This window comes from Pseudooceanicola sp. LIPI14-2-Ac024, assembly GCF_042188925.1.
Classification (GTDB): domain Bacteria; phylum Pseudomonadota; class Alphaproteobacteria; order Rhodobacterales; family Rhodobacteraceae; genus Pseudooceanicola.
This window is the reverse complement of record NZ_CP170102.1, coordinates 3131844-3145343: the sequence shown is the minus strand read 5'-3', so window position 1 is coordinate 3145343 and position 13500 is coordinate 3131844. Positions and strand designations below refer to the sequence as shown.

Sequence of the window (13500 nt, the reverse complement as noted above, 5' to 3'; positions counted from 1 at the left end):
TGTATGCTGTTCGCCGGGAATGGCAAAACCGAAGGACGGACAAAAGAACGTGAAACCCTCTGCCTCTTCGATTGCTGCCTCCGTCAGTGCAGCGGCCAAGGCGGGCGGCCTGCCGCCGATCCACAAGTGGACCCCCGATTACAGCGGGGAAATCGACATCCGCATCGCCCGCGACGGCACTTGGTACCACGAGGGCACCCCGATCAACCGGCCGGAGCTTGTCCGCCTCTTCAGCACGATCCTGCGCAAGGAGGGCGACCAGCACGTGCTGGTGACCCCGGTCGAGAAGGTGGGAATCGTCGTCGAGGACGCGCCCTTCATCGCCGTGGACGTGGAAGCCGAAGGCACCGGCCGCGACCAGCGGCTGAGCTTCCTGACCAATGTCGGCGACCGCACGGTGGCCGGACCGGACACCCCGATCCGGGTGGACCGTGACCCGGAAACGGGCGAGCCCGCGCCCTACGTCACGGTGCGCGACCGGCTGGAGGCCCTGATCGACCGCAAGAGTTTCTACCGGATCGTCGAGCTGGGCACCGAGGCCGAGCACGAAGGCACGCGCTGGTTCGGGGTCTGGTCGGGCGGCGCCTTCTTCCCGATCATCCCGGCGGCCGACCTTCCGCGCGACTGAGGTCGTTTTCGCTCTCGCACAGATTGTTTCGACACAAATCAGGCCTTGTTGTCGCCGCAAAGCCATCTCTACCGTATGGCCCAGCTTCGCTTGCGGGACGATGATGATAAGATTTGCGGCCAATATATCTTTTCTGTTCAAGGACCTGCCGATCGCCGACCGGATCCTGGCGGCGGCCGAGGCGGGGTTCGACGGGGTCGAGGTGCTGTTTCCCTACGACGTGCCGGTGCCCGATCTGACCCGGGCGCTGGCGCTCACCGGGCTGCCGATGGTGCTGATCAACGCGCCGCCGCCGAACTACACCGGCGGGGCCCGCGGCTTTGCGGCGGTGCCGGGGGGCGAGCAGCGGTTCCAGTACGATTTTCGCCGGGTGCTGCGCTATGCCGAGGCGCTGAAGCCGCGCTGCCTGCACGTGATGGCCGGCAATGCCGACGGGGCAGAGGCGCGGGACACCTTCGTCGCCAACCTGCGTGCGGCGGCGCAGGCGGCGCCCGACCTCCTGCTGACGATCGAGCCGATCAACCAGGAGGACATGCCGGGCTACTTCCTGTCGGATTACGGGCTGGCGGCCGAGATCCTCGATGCCGTCGCGATGCCGAACGTGGCGCTGCAGTTCGATGCCTACCACGCGCAGAAGATCACCGGCGACGCGATGGCGGCCTGGGCCGAGCACGGCGCGCGCGCCCGGCACATCCAGGTCGCTGGTCTGCCGGACCGGCACGAACCGGTGGCCGGGCCATTCGACTATCCCGCCTTTTTCGACAGGGTCGCGGCCGACGGCTACGACGGCTTCGTCAGCGCGGAATACCACCCGGCGGGCGACACCGCGGCCGGGCTTGGCTGGCTGCCGAAACGCTGATCCCCAAAGGAGTGCAGGGTGCTGACAGGAGGCTGTCAGCAGGGGTATGACATGCTGACATCATCGACCTCAGCATAGGAGATGAGCGATGACGACCCAACCCTTTGTTGTCTGGACCGAAATCCCGGTCAAGGACATGCAGAAAGCAATGAGCTTCTACAACGACGTGTTCGGCTGGTCCCTGACACTGGACGACTCCGGCCCGAACCCGATGGCGATCTTCGGCAATGTTGAGGGCGCCACCGGCGGCCACCTCTATCCGGGCACGCCGGGCGCCGGGCCGACCGTGCACCTGGCGATCCCCGACGCCCTGCCCGCCGCCACCGACCGCGCCAAGATCGCCGGGGCCAAGGTGCTCTACGGCCCGATCGAGATCCCGGCGGGGCGGTTCACCTACATCGAGGACCCGGACGGCAATTCCATCGGCCTCTTCGAACCCGCGAAGGCCGCCTGAATGCGCAGGGCCGACCGCCTCTTCCAGATCGTGCAGTATCTGCGGGGCGGTCGGCTGGTCACCGCCGCGGCCCTGGCCGACCGGCTGGAGGTCTCGACCCGGACGATCTACCGCGACGTGGCCGACCTGATCGCCTCGGGCGTGCCGATCGAGGGCGAGGCCGGCGTCGGCTATGTCATGCGGCAGGGCTACGACATGCCGCCGCTGATGTTCACCAACGACGAGATCGCGGCGCTGGTCGCGGGCGCGCGGCTGCTGCGGGCCTGGGGCGGCACCGCGATGGCGGGCGCCGCCGAGGAGGCGCTGGTCAAGATCAACGAGGTGATCCCCGACACCGCCCGCGCCCGGGCCGAGGCGGTGCAGGTCCACGCCGTCGGCGCCAGCGGCATGACGCCCGAGATGCGCGCCCGGCTCGACCGACTGGACGCCGCCTGCAACGCGCGTACCCGGCTGGTGCTGGCCTATGTCGACGAGGCCGAGCGCGCGACCGACCGCCCCGTCCGGCCGCTGGCGCTGTTCTTCTGGGGCAAGGTCTGGACCCTGCTGGCCTGGTGCGAGCTGCGCGACGATTTCCGCACCTTCCGCGTCGACCGGATCCACGCGATGACGCCCGACGGCACCTTCCGCCCGGAACGCGCGAAAAGCGCCGCCGCCTTCTACGAACGCGAGCGGCGGCTCGGTCATATCCCTGACAGGGGGTGACACCCTCTGCTTCATCTTGCCGGAAAAACTCCCGCCGGAGGCATCGCCGCCTGCGGCGATCCTAGAGATACCCTTCCGACCGGAAACTGAGTTCGGTCGACTTGCCGATGATGATGTGGTCGTGGACGGTGATCGACACGGTGGCGAGGGCGGCCTGGATCTGGCCGGTCATGTCGATGTCGGCCTGGCTGGGCGTGGGATCGCCCGACGGGTGGTTGTGCACCATGATCAGGGCCGAGGCATTCAGGTCGAGCGCGCGCTTGACCACCTCGCGCGGGTAGACCGGGACGTGGTCGACGGTGCCCCTGCCCTGCGCCTCGTCCGCGATCAGCACGTTCTTGCGGTCGAGGAAGAGGATGCGGAACTGCTCGGTCTCGAGGTGCGCCAGGGCGGTGTGGCAGTAGTCGATGAGGGCGGCCCAGGAGGTGATGACCGGGCGCTGCAGGATGCGGGACCGGGCCAGCCGCTGCGCCGCGGCCTCGATCAGCTTCAGCTCGGCAATGACCGAGTCGCCGACGCCCGAAACCTGCCGCAGCCGGTCGGGGGGCGCCGTGATCACCCCGTTGAAGTCACCGAAGGTGTCAAGCAGGCGGCGGCCAAGCGGCTTCATGTCGGCCCGGGCATTGGCCCGGAAGAGGACCATCTCGAGAAGCTCGTAGTCCGGCATGGCGTCGGACCCGCCTTGCAGAAGGCGATCCCGCAGACGCTGGCGATGGTCCTTGATGTAGGACGGCCGCACGCCAGCCACTTCGGCGTCGGGGAAGAGCGAGGGGGCTTCCTGCAGGGATCGTGTCCGCGTCATGCCCTCAGGATCGCGCGGGATGGTTAGCGAGGGGTTAACGGAGGCCGGGGCGAAACGAAGAAAGGCGCCCCCGGGTGGGGACGCCTTTTCGTATGCTGTCCTTGGAGCGCCGCCCGGGCCCTGCGGGCCCGGGTTCGTCACCGGGGCTTCGCCCGTGCCCTGGGCTCCGCCCGTGAAAACCCCGGAACGTCCACTGGACGTTCCGCCAGCGCCCAAGGGGCGCAGGTTCGGGTTTTCACCCCTTCATCGAGTCCCAGAAGCCCTTCACGGAAGAGAAGAAGTTCTTGCTCTCGGGGTTGTTCTCGTCGCTGTGGCCCTCGAACTCGCGCAGAAGCTCCTTCTGGCGCGAGGTGAGGTTGACCGGCGTTTCCACCGCCAGCTCGATGAACATGTCGCCCGCCGCGCCGCCGCGCAGGGCGGGCATGCCCTTGCCGCGCAGGCGCATCTGGCGGCCGGACTGGCTGCCCTCGGGGATCTTCACGCGGGAGCGTCCGCCGTCGATCGTCGGCACCTCGATGTCACCGCCAAGCGCCGCCTTGGTCATCGAGACCGGGACGCGGCAGTAGAGGTTGGTGCCCTCGCGCTCGAAGATCTTGTGCTTGGCGACCTCGATGAAAATGTAGAGATCGCCCGACGGGCCGCCGCGCATCCCGGCTTCGCCCTCTCCGGCGAGGCGGATGCGGGTGCCGGTCTCGACCCCGGCGGGGATGTTCACCGACAGCGAGCGGTCGCGTTCGACGCGGCCCTGGCCATGGCAGGTCTTGCACGGGTTCTGGATGATCTGGCCGAGGCCCGAGCAGGCCGGGCAGGTCCGTTCCACCGTGAAGAAGCCCTGCTGCGCCCGCACCTTGCCCATGCCCGAACAGGTCGGGCAGGTGATCGGTTCGGCCCCGCCCTCGGCGCCCGAGCCGTTGCACGACGTGCACTGGACCGAGGTCGGCACGTTGATCGTCTTCTGCAGGCCGCCGTAGGCTTCCTCGAGCGTGACGCGCAGGTTGTAGCGCAGGTCCGACCCGCGCGCCGCGCGCTGCCGGCCACCGGCGCCGCGCTGGCCCATGAAGTCGCCGAAGAGGTCGTCGAACACGTCCGAGAAGGCGGAAGCGAAATCGCCCTGCGCGCCGCGCGGGCCGCCCCGCGGGCCACCGCCCATGCCGTTTTCAAAGGCCGCGTGACCGAAGCGGTCATAGGCCGCCTTCTTGTCCGCATCCTTCAGGACATCGTAGGCCTCGTTCACTTCCTTGAACTGGGACTCGGCATCCGGGTTGTCGCTGTTGCGGTCGGGGTGAAGTTCCTTGGCCTTCTTGCGGTAGGCCTTCTTGATCTCGTCGGCCGTGGCACCCTTGGCCACGCCCAACGTGTCGTAATAGTCGCGTTTAGACATTCAGGGGGTCCCCCTTTCCGGGAACGTTGAGGGCCGGCCCGCCAGTGACGGACCGGCCCCAGAGGTTCCCGCGCGCGTCTCAGGCACGCTTGTTGTCGTCCAGGTCCTCGAAATCGGCGTCGACGATGTCGTCGTCATCCGACGGCGACGAATCGGCCGCCTGCGGCTCGTCGTCGGATCCGCTTTCGGACTGCGCCTTGTAGATCGCTTCGCCGAGACGCATGGAGGCTTCGGTCACGTTCTGGATGCCCGACTTGATCTTGTCGGCATTGTCGGTTTCCAGCTCGTCCTTCAGCGCGGCGATGGCGAGTTCGATGGCTTCGACGGTCGACGGGTCGACCTTGTCGCCATGTTCCTCGACCGCCTTCTCGGTCGAATGGATCAGGCTTTCCGCCTGGTTCTTGGCTTCCACCAGCTCCTTGCGGGCCTTGTCCGCCTCGGCGTTCTCCTCGGCGTCCTTGACCATGCGATCGATGTCCTCGTCCGAGAGGCCACCGGATGCCTGGATGGTGATCTTCTGTTCTTTGTTGGTGCCCTTGTCCTTGGCACCGACCGACACGATGCCGTTGGCGTCGATGTCGAAGGTCACTTCGATCTGCGGCATCCCGCGCGGGGCCGGGGGGATGTCCTCGAGGTTGAACTGGCCGAGCATCTTGTTGTCGGCCGCCATCTCGCGTTCACCCTGGAAGACCCGGATGGTCACCGCGTTCTGGTTGTCCTCGGCGGTCGAGAAGACCTGGGACTTCTTGGTCGGGATCGTCGTGTTGCGGTCGATCAGGCGGGTGAAGACACCGCCCAGCGTCTCGATCCCCAGCGACAGCGGGGTCACGTCGAGCAGGACCACGTCCTTCACGTCACCCTGCAGCACGCCGGCCTGGATGGCGGCACCCAGTGCCACGACCTCATCGGGGTTCACGCCCTTGTGGGGCTCTTTCCCGAAGAACTTGGTCACTTCCTCGACGACCTTGGGCATGCGGGTCATGCCGCCGACGAGGACAACTTCGTCCACGTCCGAGGTCGAGAGGCCGGCATCCTTCAGCGCGGCCTGGCAGGGCTTCAGCGAGGCCTTGATCAGGTCCGACACGAGGCTTTCCAGCTTGGCGCGGGTCAGCTTCATCACCATGTGCAGCGGCTGGCCGTTGGCGCCCATCGAGATGAACGGCTGGTTGATCTCGGTCTGGGAGGAGCTCGACAGCTCGATCTTGGCTTTCTCGGCCGCCTCTTTCAGACGCTGGAGCGCCATCTTGTCCTGGGTCAGGTCGACGTTGTGTTCCTTTTTGAACTCGTCGGCCAGGTAGTTGACGATGCGCATGTCGAAGTCTTCGCCGCCGAGGAACGTGTCCCCGTTGGTCGATTTCACCTCGAAGAGGCCGTCGTCGATTTCCAGGATGGTAACGTCGAAGGTGCCGCCGCCGAGGTCATAGACCGCGATGGTGTGGCTGTCCTGCTTGTCGAGGCCGTAGGCGAGCGCGGCGGCGGTCGGTTCGTTGATGATCCGCAGTACTTCGAGCCCGGCGATCTTGCCGGCGTCCTTGGTGGCCTGACGCTGGGCGTCGTTGAAGTAGGCGGGCACGGTGATGACGGCCTGCGTCACTTCTTCGCCGAGGTAGCTCTCGGCGGTTTCCTTCATCTTGCCGAGGATGAAGGCGGAGATTTGGGAGGGCGAATACTTCTCACCCTTGGATTCGACCCACGCGTCGCCGTTGCCGCCGTTGATGACGTTGTACGGCAGGTTCTTCTTGTCCTTGGCCAGATGCTCGTCGTCGAACCGACGGCCGATCAGGCGCTTGACGCCGAAGATGGTGTTGGACGGGTTGGTCACGGCCTGCCGCTTGGCAGACTGGCCGACAAGGCGTTCCTCGTCGGTGAATGCGACGATGGAGGGGGTCGTGCGCGCCCCTTCGGAGTTCTCGATGACCTTGGGCTGCGAGCCATCCATGATGGCGACGCAGGAGTTGGTGGTCCCGAGGTCGATACCGATCACTTTCGACATGTTTTCGATCCCTTTCGATTCAGGCGATGAACGGGTGTCGGACCCAGACGGCATCCGCACCCGGATTGATGCGGCGGCCAGTGCCAGGGCCCTGCGCGGGGCCTGCTGCCCTGTCCGCCACGCTTCGGGGGGTATATAGGAATGGGGCTTTGGGGCTGCAAGCGGCCTTGCGCGGCGGCATCGGCAAAAAGCGAGGCATCGGGCAAGCGCGTCACAGCCCTGCCCGATGCGGTGGCAGCCGGCCGGCCCGGCGCGCGCCCGCGGGAGGTTTCCAGCGACCGTGCGAGGCGGCATAACGGGGCCATGGACCATGCCCGCCCCTGCCCTGCCCGGACGACCGCCGATGACTGACGCGCCGCTGATCCTGCGCGGGGTCGAGATCTGGCAAGGTGCGCTCGACCGCCCGGCGCAGGAGGCGATGCTGGCCGACCTGCGCGAGGTGGTGCGCGCGGCGCCGCTCTTTTCGCCCGAGACCCGGTTCGGCAAGAAGATGTCGGTCGCCATGACCTCGGCCGGGACATACGGCTGGTACTCGGACCGGCGCGGCTATCGCTATGAACGCCGCCACCCCTCGGGCGTGGACTGGCCGCCGATCCCCGAGTCGGTGCTGGCGGTCTGGCGGGCGCGGGTCAGCGCCGAGCGGATGCCGGATTGCTGCCTGGTGAACTACTACCGCGAGGGGGCGAAGATGGGCCTGCACCAGGACCGGGACGAGGCCGATTTCTCGTGGCCGGTGCTGTCGATCTCGCTCGGGGACGAGGCGCGGTTCCGGATCGGCAGCGTCGACCGCGGCGGGACGACAGAATCAGTCTGGCTGCGGTCGGGGGATGTCTGCGTGATCGGCGGCGACGCCCGGCTGGTGCACCACGGGATCGACAAGGTGCGGTTCGGGTCGTCGACGCTGCTGAGCGACGGTGGTCGGGTGAACCTGACGCTGCGAGTGGTGGATTGAGGGGGGGGTGGGGTGGATGGTGCGTGCGAGCACGCACCCTACGGGTGGTTGTGCGGGTACAGGTGCGTGTGAGCACGCACCCTACGGGTGGTTGATTGAGAGCGGCGCGGGTGCATGCGAGCACGCAGCCCGCGGGGCGGTTGATCGCGAGGGGCGCAGGTGCATGCGGACACGCAGCCGGCGTGGCGGTTGGTTGAGGGGGCGCGCGGGGCCGGAGCCCCGCCCGGTCATTCGCGCAGGATGGCCACCGGGCGGCACCAGCCGGCGCTGGCGCCCTTGATCTTGACCGGGAAGCACTGGACCTCGAACCCGGTGGCGGGGAGTGCCTCGAGGTTGCCCAGCTTTTCCATGTGGCAGTAGCCGCGCACCATGCCGGCGCGGTGGCCTTCCCAGATCAGCCCGGCATCCCCGGTCTCGGCCACCTTCTTCGCGGTGTGGACGAAAGGCGCGTCCCAGCTCCAGGCATCGGTGCCGCAGACGCGCATCCCGCGTTCGGTCATCCAGCAGGTCGCCTCTTTCCCGATGCCGCAGCCCGTGGCCACGTAGGCGGGCGTGCCGTAGGCGGCCCCGGCGGCGGTGTTGACCAGGACGATGTCGCCGGGCTGCAGGTCGTGGCCGATGCGCGCGAACTCGGCCGCGACCTCGTCCGCCGTCACCACGTGCCCGTCCGGCAGGTGGCGGAAGTCGAGCATTACCCCGCGCCCGATGCACCACTCCAGCGGCACCTCGTCGATGGTGATCGCGCGCTGCCCGCCGTCCATGGTGGAATGGTAGTGATAAGGCGCGTCGAGGTGGGTGCCGTTGTGGGTGGAAAGCTGGACCCGCTCCACCGCCCAGCCTTCGCCGCCGGGCAGATCGTCCCTTGCCACGCCCGGAAAGAACCCGAGGATCTGCTCTGCCGTGTCCTGGTGGCCCTGGTAGTCGATCGTCGGATGAAGCCCCGGCGGATCGGCATAGGTCGTGTTCTCGAGCGCGCGCGCGAGGTCGATGAGTTTCATGGAACGTCCTCCCTTTGCGCGCACACTAGGATGGTGAATTGCGCAAGACCATGGCTTGCCGCCGCTCCTGCAGATGCCTAGCGTCGCGCCATGGGGACGGAGCACATTCTCGACAGCGGTTACTCGTGGCGCAGGCTCGCCATCTCGCTGGCCATCGCGGTGGTCGGCAACGTCGGCATGTGGGCCTCGATCGTGGTGCTCCCGAACATGGAGGCGGAGTTCGGGCTGGCCCGGTCCGTCGCCTCCCTGCCCTACACCTTCACGATGTTCGGCTATGCCATCGGCAACCTGCTGATCGGCCGGGTGGTGGACCGCTACGGCGTGACGCTGGCCCTGACCGGCGCGGCGCTGACCAGCGCGGCGGGGTTCCTGCTGGCCTCTGTCACGCAGAGCTTCTGGCTGATCTGCGCGCTGCAGCTGGTCATCGGCATCGGCACGGCGGCGAGCTTTGGCCCGCTGGTCGCCGATGTCTCGCTCTGGTTCCTGAAACGGCGCGGCATCGCCGTCGGGATCGCGGCCTCGGGCAACTACCTCTCCGGCGCGATCTGGCCGGTGCTGCTGGCCGGCATCCTGGCCGAGGGCGGCTGGCGGTCGGCCTATGTCACGCTGGCCGTGGTGAGTGTCCTGCTGATGATCCCGCTGGCCTGGTTGCTGCGCCGGCGCCTGCCGCTCGGCGCGATGGCGCTGTCCGATGCCGCCTCGGCCGAACGGGCGCGGAGCACGGGGATCCCGCCGACCATGCTGATGCTGATGCTGGGCCTTGCCGGCGTCGCCTGCTGCGTCGCCATGTCGATGCCGCAGGTCCATATCGTGTCGTTCTGCATCGACCTGGGCTATGGCCCGGCGGCAGGGGCCGAGATGCTGTCGCTGATGCTCTTTGCCGGGGTCGCGTCGCGCATCGCCTCGGGCTTCGTGGCGGACTGGCTGGGCGGGGTGCGGACGCTGCTGATCGGGTCGGTCCTGCAGATGCTGGCGCTGATGCTCTACCTGCCGTCGTCGGGCCTGACGTCGCTCTATGTCGTGTCGCTGGTCTTCGGCCTCAGCCAGGGCGGCATCGTGCCGTCCTACGCGGTGATCGTACGGGAATACATGCCAGCGCGCGAGGCCGGGGCGCGGACCGGCTTCGTCATCATGGGGACGATCCTGGGCATGGCACTTGGCGGCTGGATGTCGGGCTGGATCTACGACGTCACGGGCAGCTACGCCTGGGCCTTCGTGAACGGGATTGCCTGGAACGCGCTGAACGTGGGGATCATGCTGATCGTGCTGTTCCGTGGCCGGCCGCGGGTGCAGATGGCGTGATGGCTGGCAGCGGGGGCACCCGCCTCGGGCCAAGGCCTCAGACGGGCAGGTTCCGCCCCGCCGCGATTGCCTCCATCGTGATGTAGGAGGTCACGCTGTCGATCTCGACCTTGTCGATCAGGCGGCGGTAGATGCGGTCGTAATCGTTCATGTCCTGCGCGACGATCTTGAGCAGGTAGTCGTAGTCCCCGGCGATCCGGTAGAAATCGATCACGTTCGGGATCGACCGCACATGGGTGCGGAACTGGGTCAGCCAGCCGGTGCTGTGGTGCCGGGTGCGGATCATCACGATCACCGTCAGGCTGAAGCCGACATCCTCGGGCGCGAGCTTGAGCGTCTGACCCAGAAGCCCCGCCTCGCGCAGGCGGGTCAGGCGCCGCCAGCAGGCGTTTTGCGACAGGCCCACGCGATCCGCCACCTCGCGCTGCGAGAGGCTGGCGTCCGACTGCAGGACGCGCAGGATTCTGCGATCTGTTTCATCAATTTCGGTCATCGATTCGATCATATGACACAAGATGCGGCCGCGCGAGGGGTAAACGAGGTGAACACCTCTGCGCGGTTGGGGCTTATCCTGCGCACAGAAAATCCATGGCAGGAGAGGCATGATGCAGAGCCCCGCAGAACAGTTCGACGACTTCCGCACTTCGCTTGGCGGACCCGCGGGGATCGCGGCGGGGCTGATCGGGGACGGGGTGGCATTCGAGGGGCCTTTTGGCCCGCGTCCGCTGATCTACGCCGACTATACCGCCTCGGGCCGGGCCCTGCGGCAGGTCGAGGCGTTCATGCTGGATCACGTTCTGCCCTTCTACGGCAACACCCACACCACCGCTTCGCACTGCGGCGCCCACACGACCCGGCTCCGCGAAGCCGCGCGCGGGGTCATTGCCCGCCACGTGAAGGCCGGGCCGGATCACGCGGTGATCTTCGGCGGCGGCGGGGCGACGGCGGGGATCAACCGCCTGCCGCATCTCTTCGGCCTGGCCGGGGCGGAGGAGACACCGCTGGTCCTGCTGGGCCCCTACGAACACCATTCCAACATCCTGCCCTGGCGCGAATGCGGGGCCGAGGTGCGCATCCTGCCCGAGGCCGCGACCGGCGGGCCGGACATGGACGCGCTGGCGGCGGCGCTGGACGGCGCTGGTACGCGGCCCGTCGTCGGTGCCTTCTCGGCCGCCGCGAACCTGACCGGGCAGCTGACCGATGTCGTCGCGGTGACCCGGCTGCTGAAATCGCATGGCGCGCTGGCGGTCTGGGATTACGCCTGCGGCGGTCCCTACCTCGACATCGACATGAGTGCGGGGACCGATCACATGATCGACGCCTTGGTGTTTTCGCCGCACAAGTTCGCGGGCGGACCGGGCGCCTCGGGCGTGCTGGTCCTGAACCGCCGCGCGGTCGCGGCCAGCCGGCCCAGCCTGCCGGGCGGCGGGACGGTGCGGTTCGTGTCGCACTGGGGGCATGACTACGTGGCCGATGTGGTCGAGCGCGAAGAGGCCGGCACGCCGGCCATCCTCGGCGACATCCGGGCCGCCCTGGCGGTGCTGGTCAAGGAGGAGATCGGCACCGCCCACATGGCCGAGCGCCACGCCGCGCTGCGCGCCCGCGCGCTGGAGCGCTGGCGCGACCTGCCGAACCTGACCCTGCACGGACAGGAGGCCGACGATCGCCTGCCGATCTTTGCGCTGAGCCTGGCGGACGGCGACGTGCCCCTGCCCGCGCAGCTCTTCACCCGGATGCTGAGCGACCATTTCGGCGTCCAGACCCGCAGCGGCTGTGCCTGCGCCGGGCCCTACGGGCACACCCTGCTCGAGATCGACGAGGACCGGTCGGCCACGATGCGCCGGGCGATCCTGTCGGGGGACGACAGCGCCAAGCCCGGGTTCACCCGGCTGAACCTCTCGGCCCTGCTGAGCGACGCCAAGGCCGAGGCGATCATCGACGCGGTCGCCCGGATCGCCGCCGCCCCGAACGATTTCGCCGCGCCCTATCAGGGCGCGGCGGTGGCGGGGGCGGTCGCGGCGGAGTGACCGCCGTGGGAGCTGAGCGGCGGGCAGGCCCCGCCGCGACGGTCCCCGCTACATCGACATCGGGATGATGAGAGAGATCGCCGGGACGAGGATCAGCAGCGCCAGCACCACCAGGTCGATGGCGAGGAACCGGGTCAGCCCGCGGAAGATCTGACCGATCTCGACGGTCTTCTCCTCGATCACGCTGGCGAGGACGAAGACGTTCAGCCCCACCGGCGGCGTGATCAGGCCGATCTCCAGCAGCTTCACGATCACCACGCCGAACCAGATCAGGTTCATGTCGAAGCTTTCGACCATCGGGATCATCAGCGGCAGGGTCAGCACCATGATGCCCACCGGGTCGAGGAACATGCCCAGCACCAGGTAGATCACGCAGACCATGAAGATGAAGAAGGCCGGGCTGATGTCGCTGCTGGTGAGCATCCCCACCAGCGAGTTCGACAGGCCGGTCAGCGCGATCAGCGCCACGAAGATCTTGGCGCAGGCGGCGATGAAGAAGATGCCGCCGGTGGTGACCATCGTCTCGCGCAGCATCGGCACGATGTCCATCACGCCCATCTTGCCGCGCAGGATGCCGAAGAGCGTGGCGAACATCAGCGACAGGGCCGCGGCCTCGGTCGCGGTGAAGATGCCGCCGTAGATGCCGCCGATCACCACCACGAAGAGCAGGACCGCCGGCCAGGCGCCGATGGCGGCCTTCATCTTCTGTTCGCGGGTGAAGACCTCGTCCGAGACCGGCGCGATGGCCGGGTTGCGCTTGACCCAGAGCACGATGACGAGGGCGTAGCCCAGCATCGAGATCACGCCGGGCAGGAAGCCGGCGAGGAAGAGCTGGCTGATCGAGCTTTCGGTGAAGATGCCGTAGATGATGAAGAGCACCGAGGGCGGGATCAGCGAGCCCAGCGTGCCGCCCGCCGCGACCGAAGCGGTGGCGAGGCGCGGGTCGTAGTTCATGCGCAGCATCTCGGGCGTGCAGATCCGGCCCATCGTCGAGGCGCAGGCGATCGAGCTGCCCGAGATCGCCGAGAACCCGCCGCAGCCCGCGACCGAGGCGATGGCGACCCCGCCCGGCAGCTTCACCAGCCAGACGCGCGCGGCCTCGTAGATCTCGGTCGTGATCCCGGCGCGGTAGGCGACGTGGCCAAGCGCGATGAAGAGCGGGATCATCGAGAGGTCGTAGCTGTGCACGAGGTCGAAGGTCGACGAGAACGACAGCGAGAGCGTCGCCCAGAAGGCGCGTTCAGGCATGAATGTCCCGGTGCGGAAGGCGAAGACGATGAAGATCCCCACCACCGCGACGCCACCGATCGCGTAGGCGATCGGCACGCGGATCGCCAGCAGCACGATCACCATCACGCAGGAGACATAACCAACGGTTGCCAAATCCATGTCGTGAGTCCCC

The 13500-nt window shown here is 67.8% G+C and carries 13 protein-coding genes; 7 read left to right on the top strand and 6 right to left on the bottom strand.

Annotation, left to right across the window (positions count from 1 at the left end; genetic code table 11):
* The first annotated feature begins 19 nt into the window (after positions 1 to 19).
* The 4 genes from ACE2AC_RS15450 (at position 20) to ACE2AC_RS15435 (ending at position 2643) form a co-directional block, all read left to right on the top strand.
* On the top strand, positions 20 to 628 hold the full coding sequence (locus ACE2AC_RS15450; RefSeq protein ID WP_375688326.1) for a DUF1285 domain-containing protein: 609 nt from the start codon (positions 20 to 22) through the stop codon (positions 626 to 628).
* Between the two features lie 100 nt (positions 629 to 728).
* Positions 729 to 1487 (top strand): hydroxypyruvate isomerase family protein, encoded by a 759-nt coding sequence (locus tag ACE2AC_RS15445; protein ID WP_375688325.1) that lies wholly within the window; start codon positions 729 to 731, stop codon positions 1485 to 1487.
* An 88-nt stretch (positions 1488 to 1575) separates the two neighbouring features.
* Complete coding sequence (locus ACE2AC_RS15440) at positions 1576 to 1941, top strand: VOC family protein (RefSeq protein ID WP_375688324.1); 366 nt, start codon at positions 1576 to 1578, stop codon at positions 1939 to 1941.
* Positions 1942 to 2643, top strand: a complete 702-nt coding sequence (locus tag ACE2AC_RS15435) for a helix-turn-helix transcriptional regulator (RefSeq protein WP_375688323.1) — start codon at positions 1942 to 1944, stop codon at positions 2641 to 2643. It abuts the gene before it with no gap.
* Between the two features lie 61 nt (positions 2644 to 2704).
* Here ACE2AC_RS15435 and radC read toward each other — a convergent pair whose 3' ends face one another.
* From radC to dnaK, 3 genes are all read right to left on the bottom strand, one after another.
* Complete coding sequence (gene radC / locus ACE2AC_RS15430; protein WP_375688322.1) at positions 2705 to 3445, bottom strand: DNA repair protein RadC; 741 nt, start codon at positions 3443 to 3445, stop codon at positions 2705 to 2707.
* A 235-nt stretch (positions 3446 to 3680) separates the two neighbouring features.
* The gene (gene dnaJ / locus ACE2AC_RS15425) at positions 3681 to 4826 is read right to left on the bottom strand and encodes a molecular chaperone DnaJ (protein WP_375688321.1); all 1146 of its coding nucleotides are present in this window, start codon (positions 4824 to 4826) and stop codon (positions 3681 to 3683) included.
* Between the two features lie 79 nt (positions 4827 to 4905).
* Entirely contained in the window at positions 4906 to 6819 is a 1914-nt protein-coding gene (dnaK, locus tag ACE2AC_RS15420; protein WP_375688320.1) for a molecular chaperone DnaK, read from the bottom strand.
* A 343-nt stretch (positions 6820 to 7162) separates the two neighbouring features.
* Between dnaK and ACE2AC_RS15415 the strand changes: the two genes are divergently transcribed.
* Positions 7163 to 7771 carry an alpha-ketoglutarate-dependent dioxygenase AlkB gene (locus tag ACE2AC_RS15415; RefSeq protein WP_375688319.1) on the top strand — a complete coding sequence of 203 codons (609 nt, stop codon included), beginning with the start codon at positions 7163 to 7165 and terminating at the stop codon, positions 7769 to 7771.
* 227 nt (positions 7772 to 7998) lie between these two features.
* Here ACE2AC_RS15415 and ACE2AC_RS15410 read toward each other — a convergent pair whose 3' ends face one another.
* On the bottom strand, positions 7999 to 8769 hold the full coding sequence (locus tag ACE2AC_RS15410; protein ID WP_375688318.1) for a cyclase family protein: 771 nt from the start codon (positions 8767 to 8769) through the stop codon (positions 7999 to 8001).
* 90 nt (positions 8770 to 8859) lie between these two features.
* Here ACE2AC_RS15410 and ACE2AC_RS15405 point away from each other — a divergent pair, with 90 nt between their 5' ends.
* Positions 8860 to 10071: an MFS transporter gene (locus tag ACE2AC_RS15405; protein ID WP_375688317.1), complete on the top strand. Its 1212-nt coding sequence runs from the start codon at positions 8860 to 8862 to the stop codon at positions 10069 to 10071.
* A 37-nt stretch (positions 10072 to 10108) separates the two neighbouring features.
* Here the strand turns inward: ACE2AC_RS15405 and ACE2AC_RS15400 are convergent, their stop codons facing one another.
* Positions 10109 to 10564: an Lrp/AsnC family transcriptional regulator gene (locus tag ACE2AC_RS15400; protein ID WP_375688316.1), complete on the bottom strand. Its 456-nt coding sequence runs from the start codon at positions 10562 to 10564 to the stop codon at positions 10109 to 10111.
* A 112-nt stretch (positions 10565 to 10676) separates the two neighbouring features.
* Between ACE2AC_RS15400 and ACE2AC_RS15395 the strand changes: the two genes are divergently transcribed.
* Complete coding sequence (locus ACE2AC_RS15395; RefSeq protein WP_375688315.1) at positions 10677 to 12098, top strand: aminotransferase class V-fold PLP-dependent enzyme; 1422 nt, start codon at positions 10677 to 10679, stop codon at positions 12096 to 12098.
* A 48-nt stretch (positions 12099 to 12146) separates the two neighbouring features.
* Here the strand turns inward: ACE2AC_RS15395 and ACE2AC_RS15390 are convergent, their stop codons facing one another.
* Positions 12147 to 13487: a TRAP transporter large permease gene (locus tag ACE2AC_RS15390; RefSeq protein WP_375688314.1), complete on the bottom strand. Its 1341-nt coding sequence runs from the start codon at positions 13485 to 13487 to the stop codon at positions 12147 to 12149.
* Positions 13488 to 13500: the final 13 nt, after the last annotated feature.

Coding starts and splice junctions, on each gene's coding strand:
- ACE2AC_RS15450 (WP_375688326.1), top strand. CDS start 20: ATGGCAAAACCGAAGGACGGACAAAAGAACGTGAAACCCTCTGCCTCT.
- ACE2AC_RS15445 (WP_375688325.1), top strand. CDS start 729: ATGATGATAAGATTTGCGGCCAATATATCTTTTCTGTTCAAGGACCTG.
- ACE2AC_RS15440 (WP_375688324.1), top strand. CDS start 1,576: ATGACGACCCAACCCTTTGTTGTCTGGACCGAAATCCCGGTCAAGGAC.
- ACE2AC_RS15435 (WP_375688323.1), top strand. CDS start 1,942: ATGCGCAGGGCCGACCGCCTCTTCCAGATCGTGCAGTATCTGCGGGGC.
- radC (WP_375688322.1), bottom strand. CDS start 3,445: ATGACGCGGACACGATCCCTGCAGGAAGCCCCCTCGCTCTTCCCCGAC.
- dnaJ (WP_375688321.1), bottom strand. CDS start 4,826: ATGTCTAAACGCGACTATTACGACACGTTGGGCGTGGCCAAGGGTGCC.
- dnaK (WP_375688320.1), bottom strand. CDS start 6,819: ATGTCGAAAGTGATCGGTATCGACCTCGGGACCACCAACTCCTGCGTC.
- ACE2AC_RS15415 (WP_375688319.1), top strand. CDS start 7,163: ATGACTGACGCGCCGCTGATCCTGCGCGGGGTCGAGATCTGGCAAGGT.
- ACE2AC_RS15410 (WP_375688318.1), bottom strand. CDS start 8,769: ATGAAACTCATCGACCTCGCGCGCGCGCTCGAGAACACGACCTATGCC.
- ACE2AC_RS15405 (WP_375688317.1), top strand. CDS start 8,860: ATGGGGACGGAGCACATTCTCGACAGCGGTTACTCGTGGCGCAGGCTC.
- ACE2AC_RS15400 (WP_375688316.1), bottom strand. CDS start 10,564: ATGACCGAAATTGATGAAACAGATCGCAGAATCCTGCGCGTCCTGCAG.
- ACE2AC_RS15395 (WP_375688315.1), top strand. CDS start 10,677: ATGCAGAGCCCCGCAGAACAGTTCGACGACTTCCGCACTTCGCTTGGC.
- ACE2AC_RS15390 (WP_375688314.1), bottom strand. CDS start 13,487: ATGGATTTGGCAACCGTTGGTTATGTCTCCTGCGTGATGGTGATCGTG.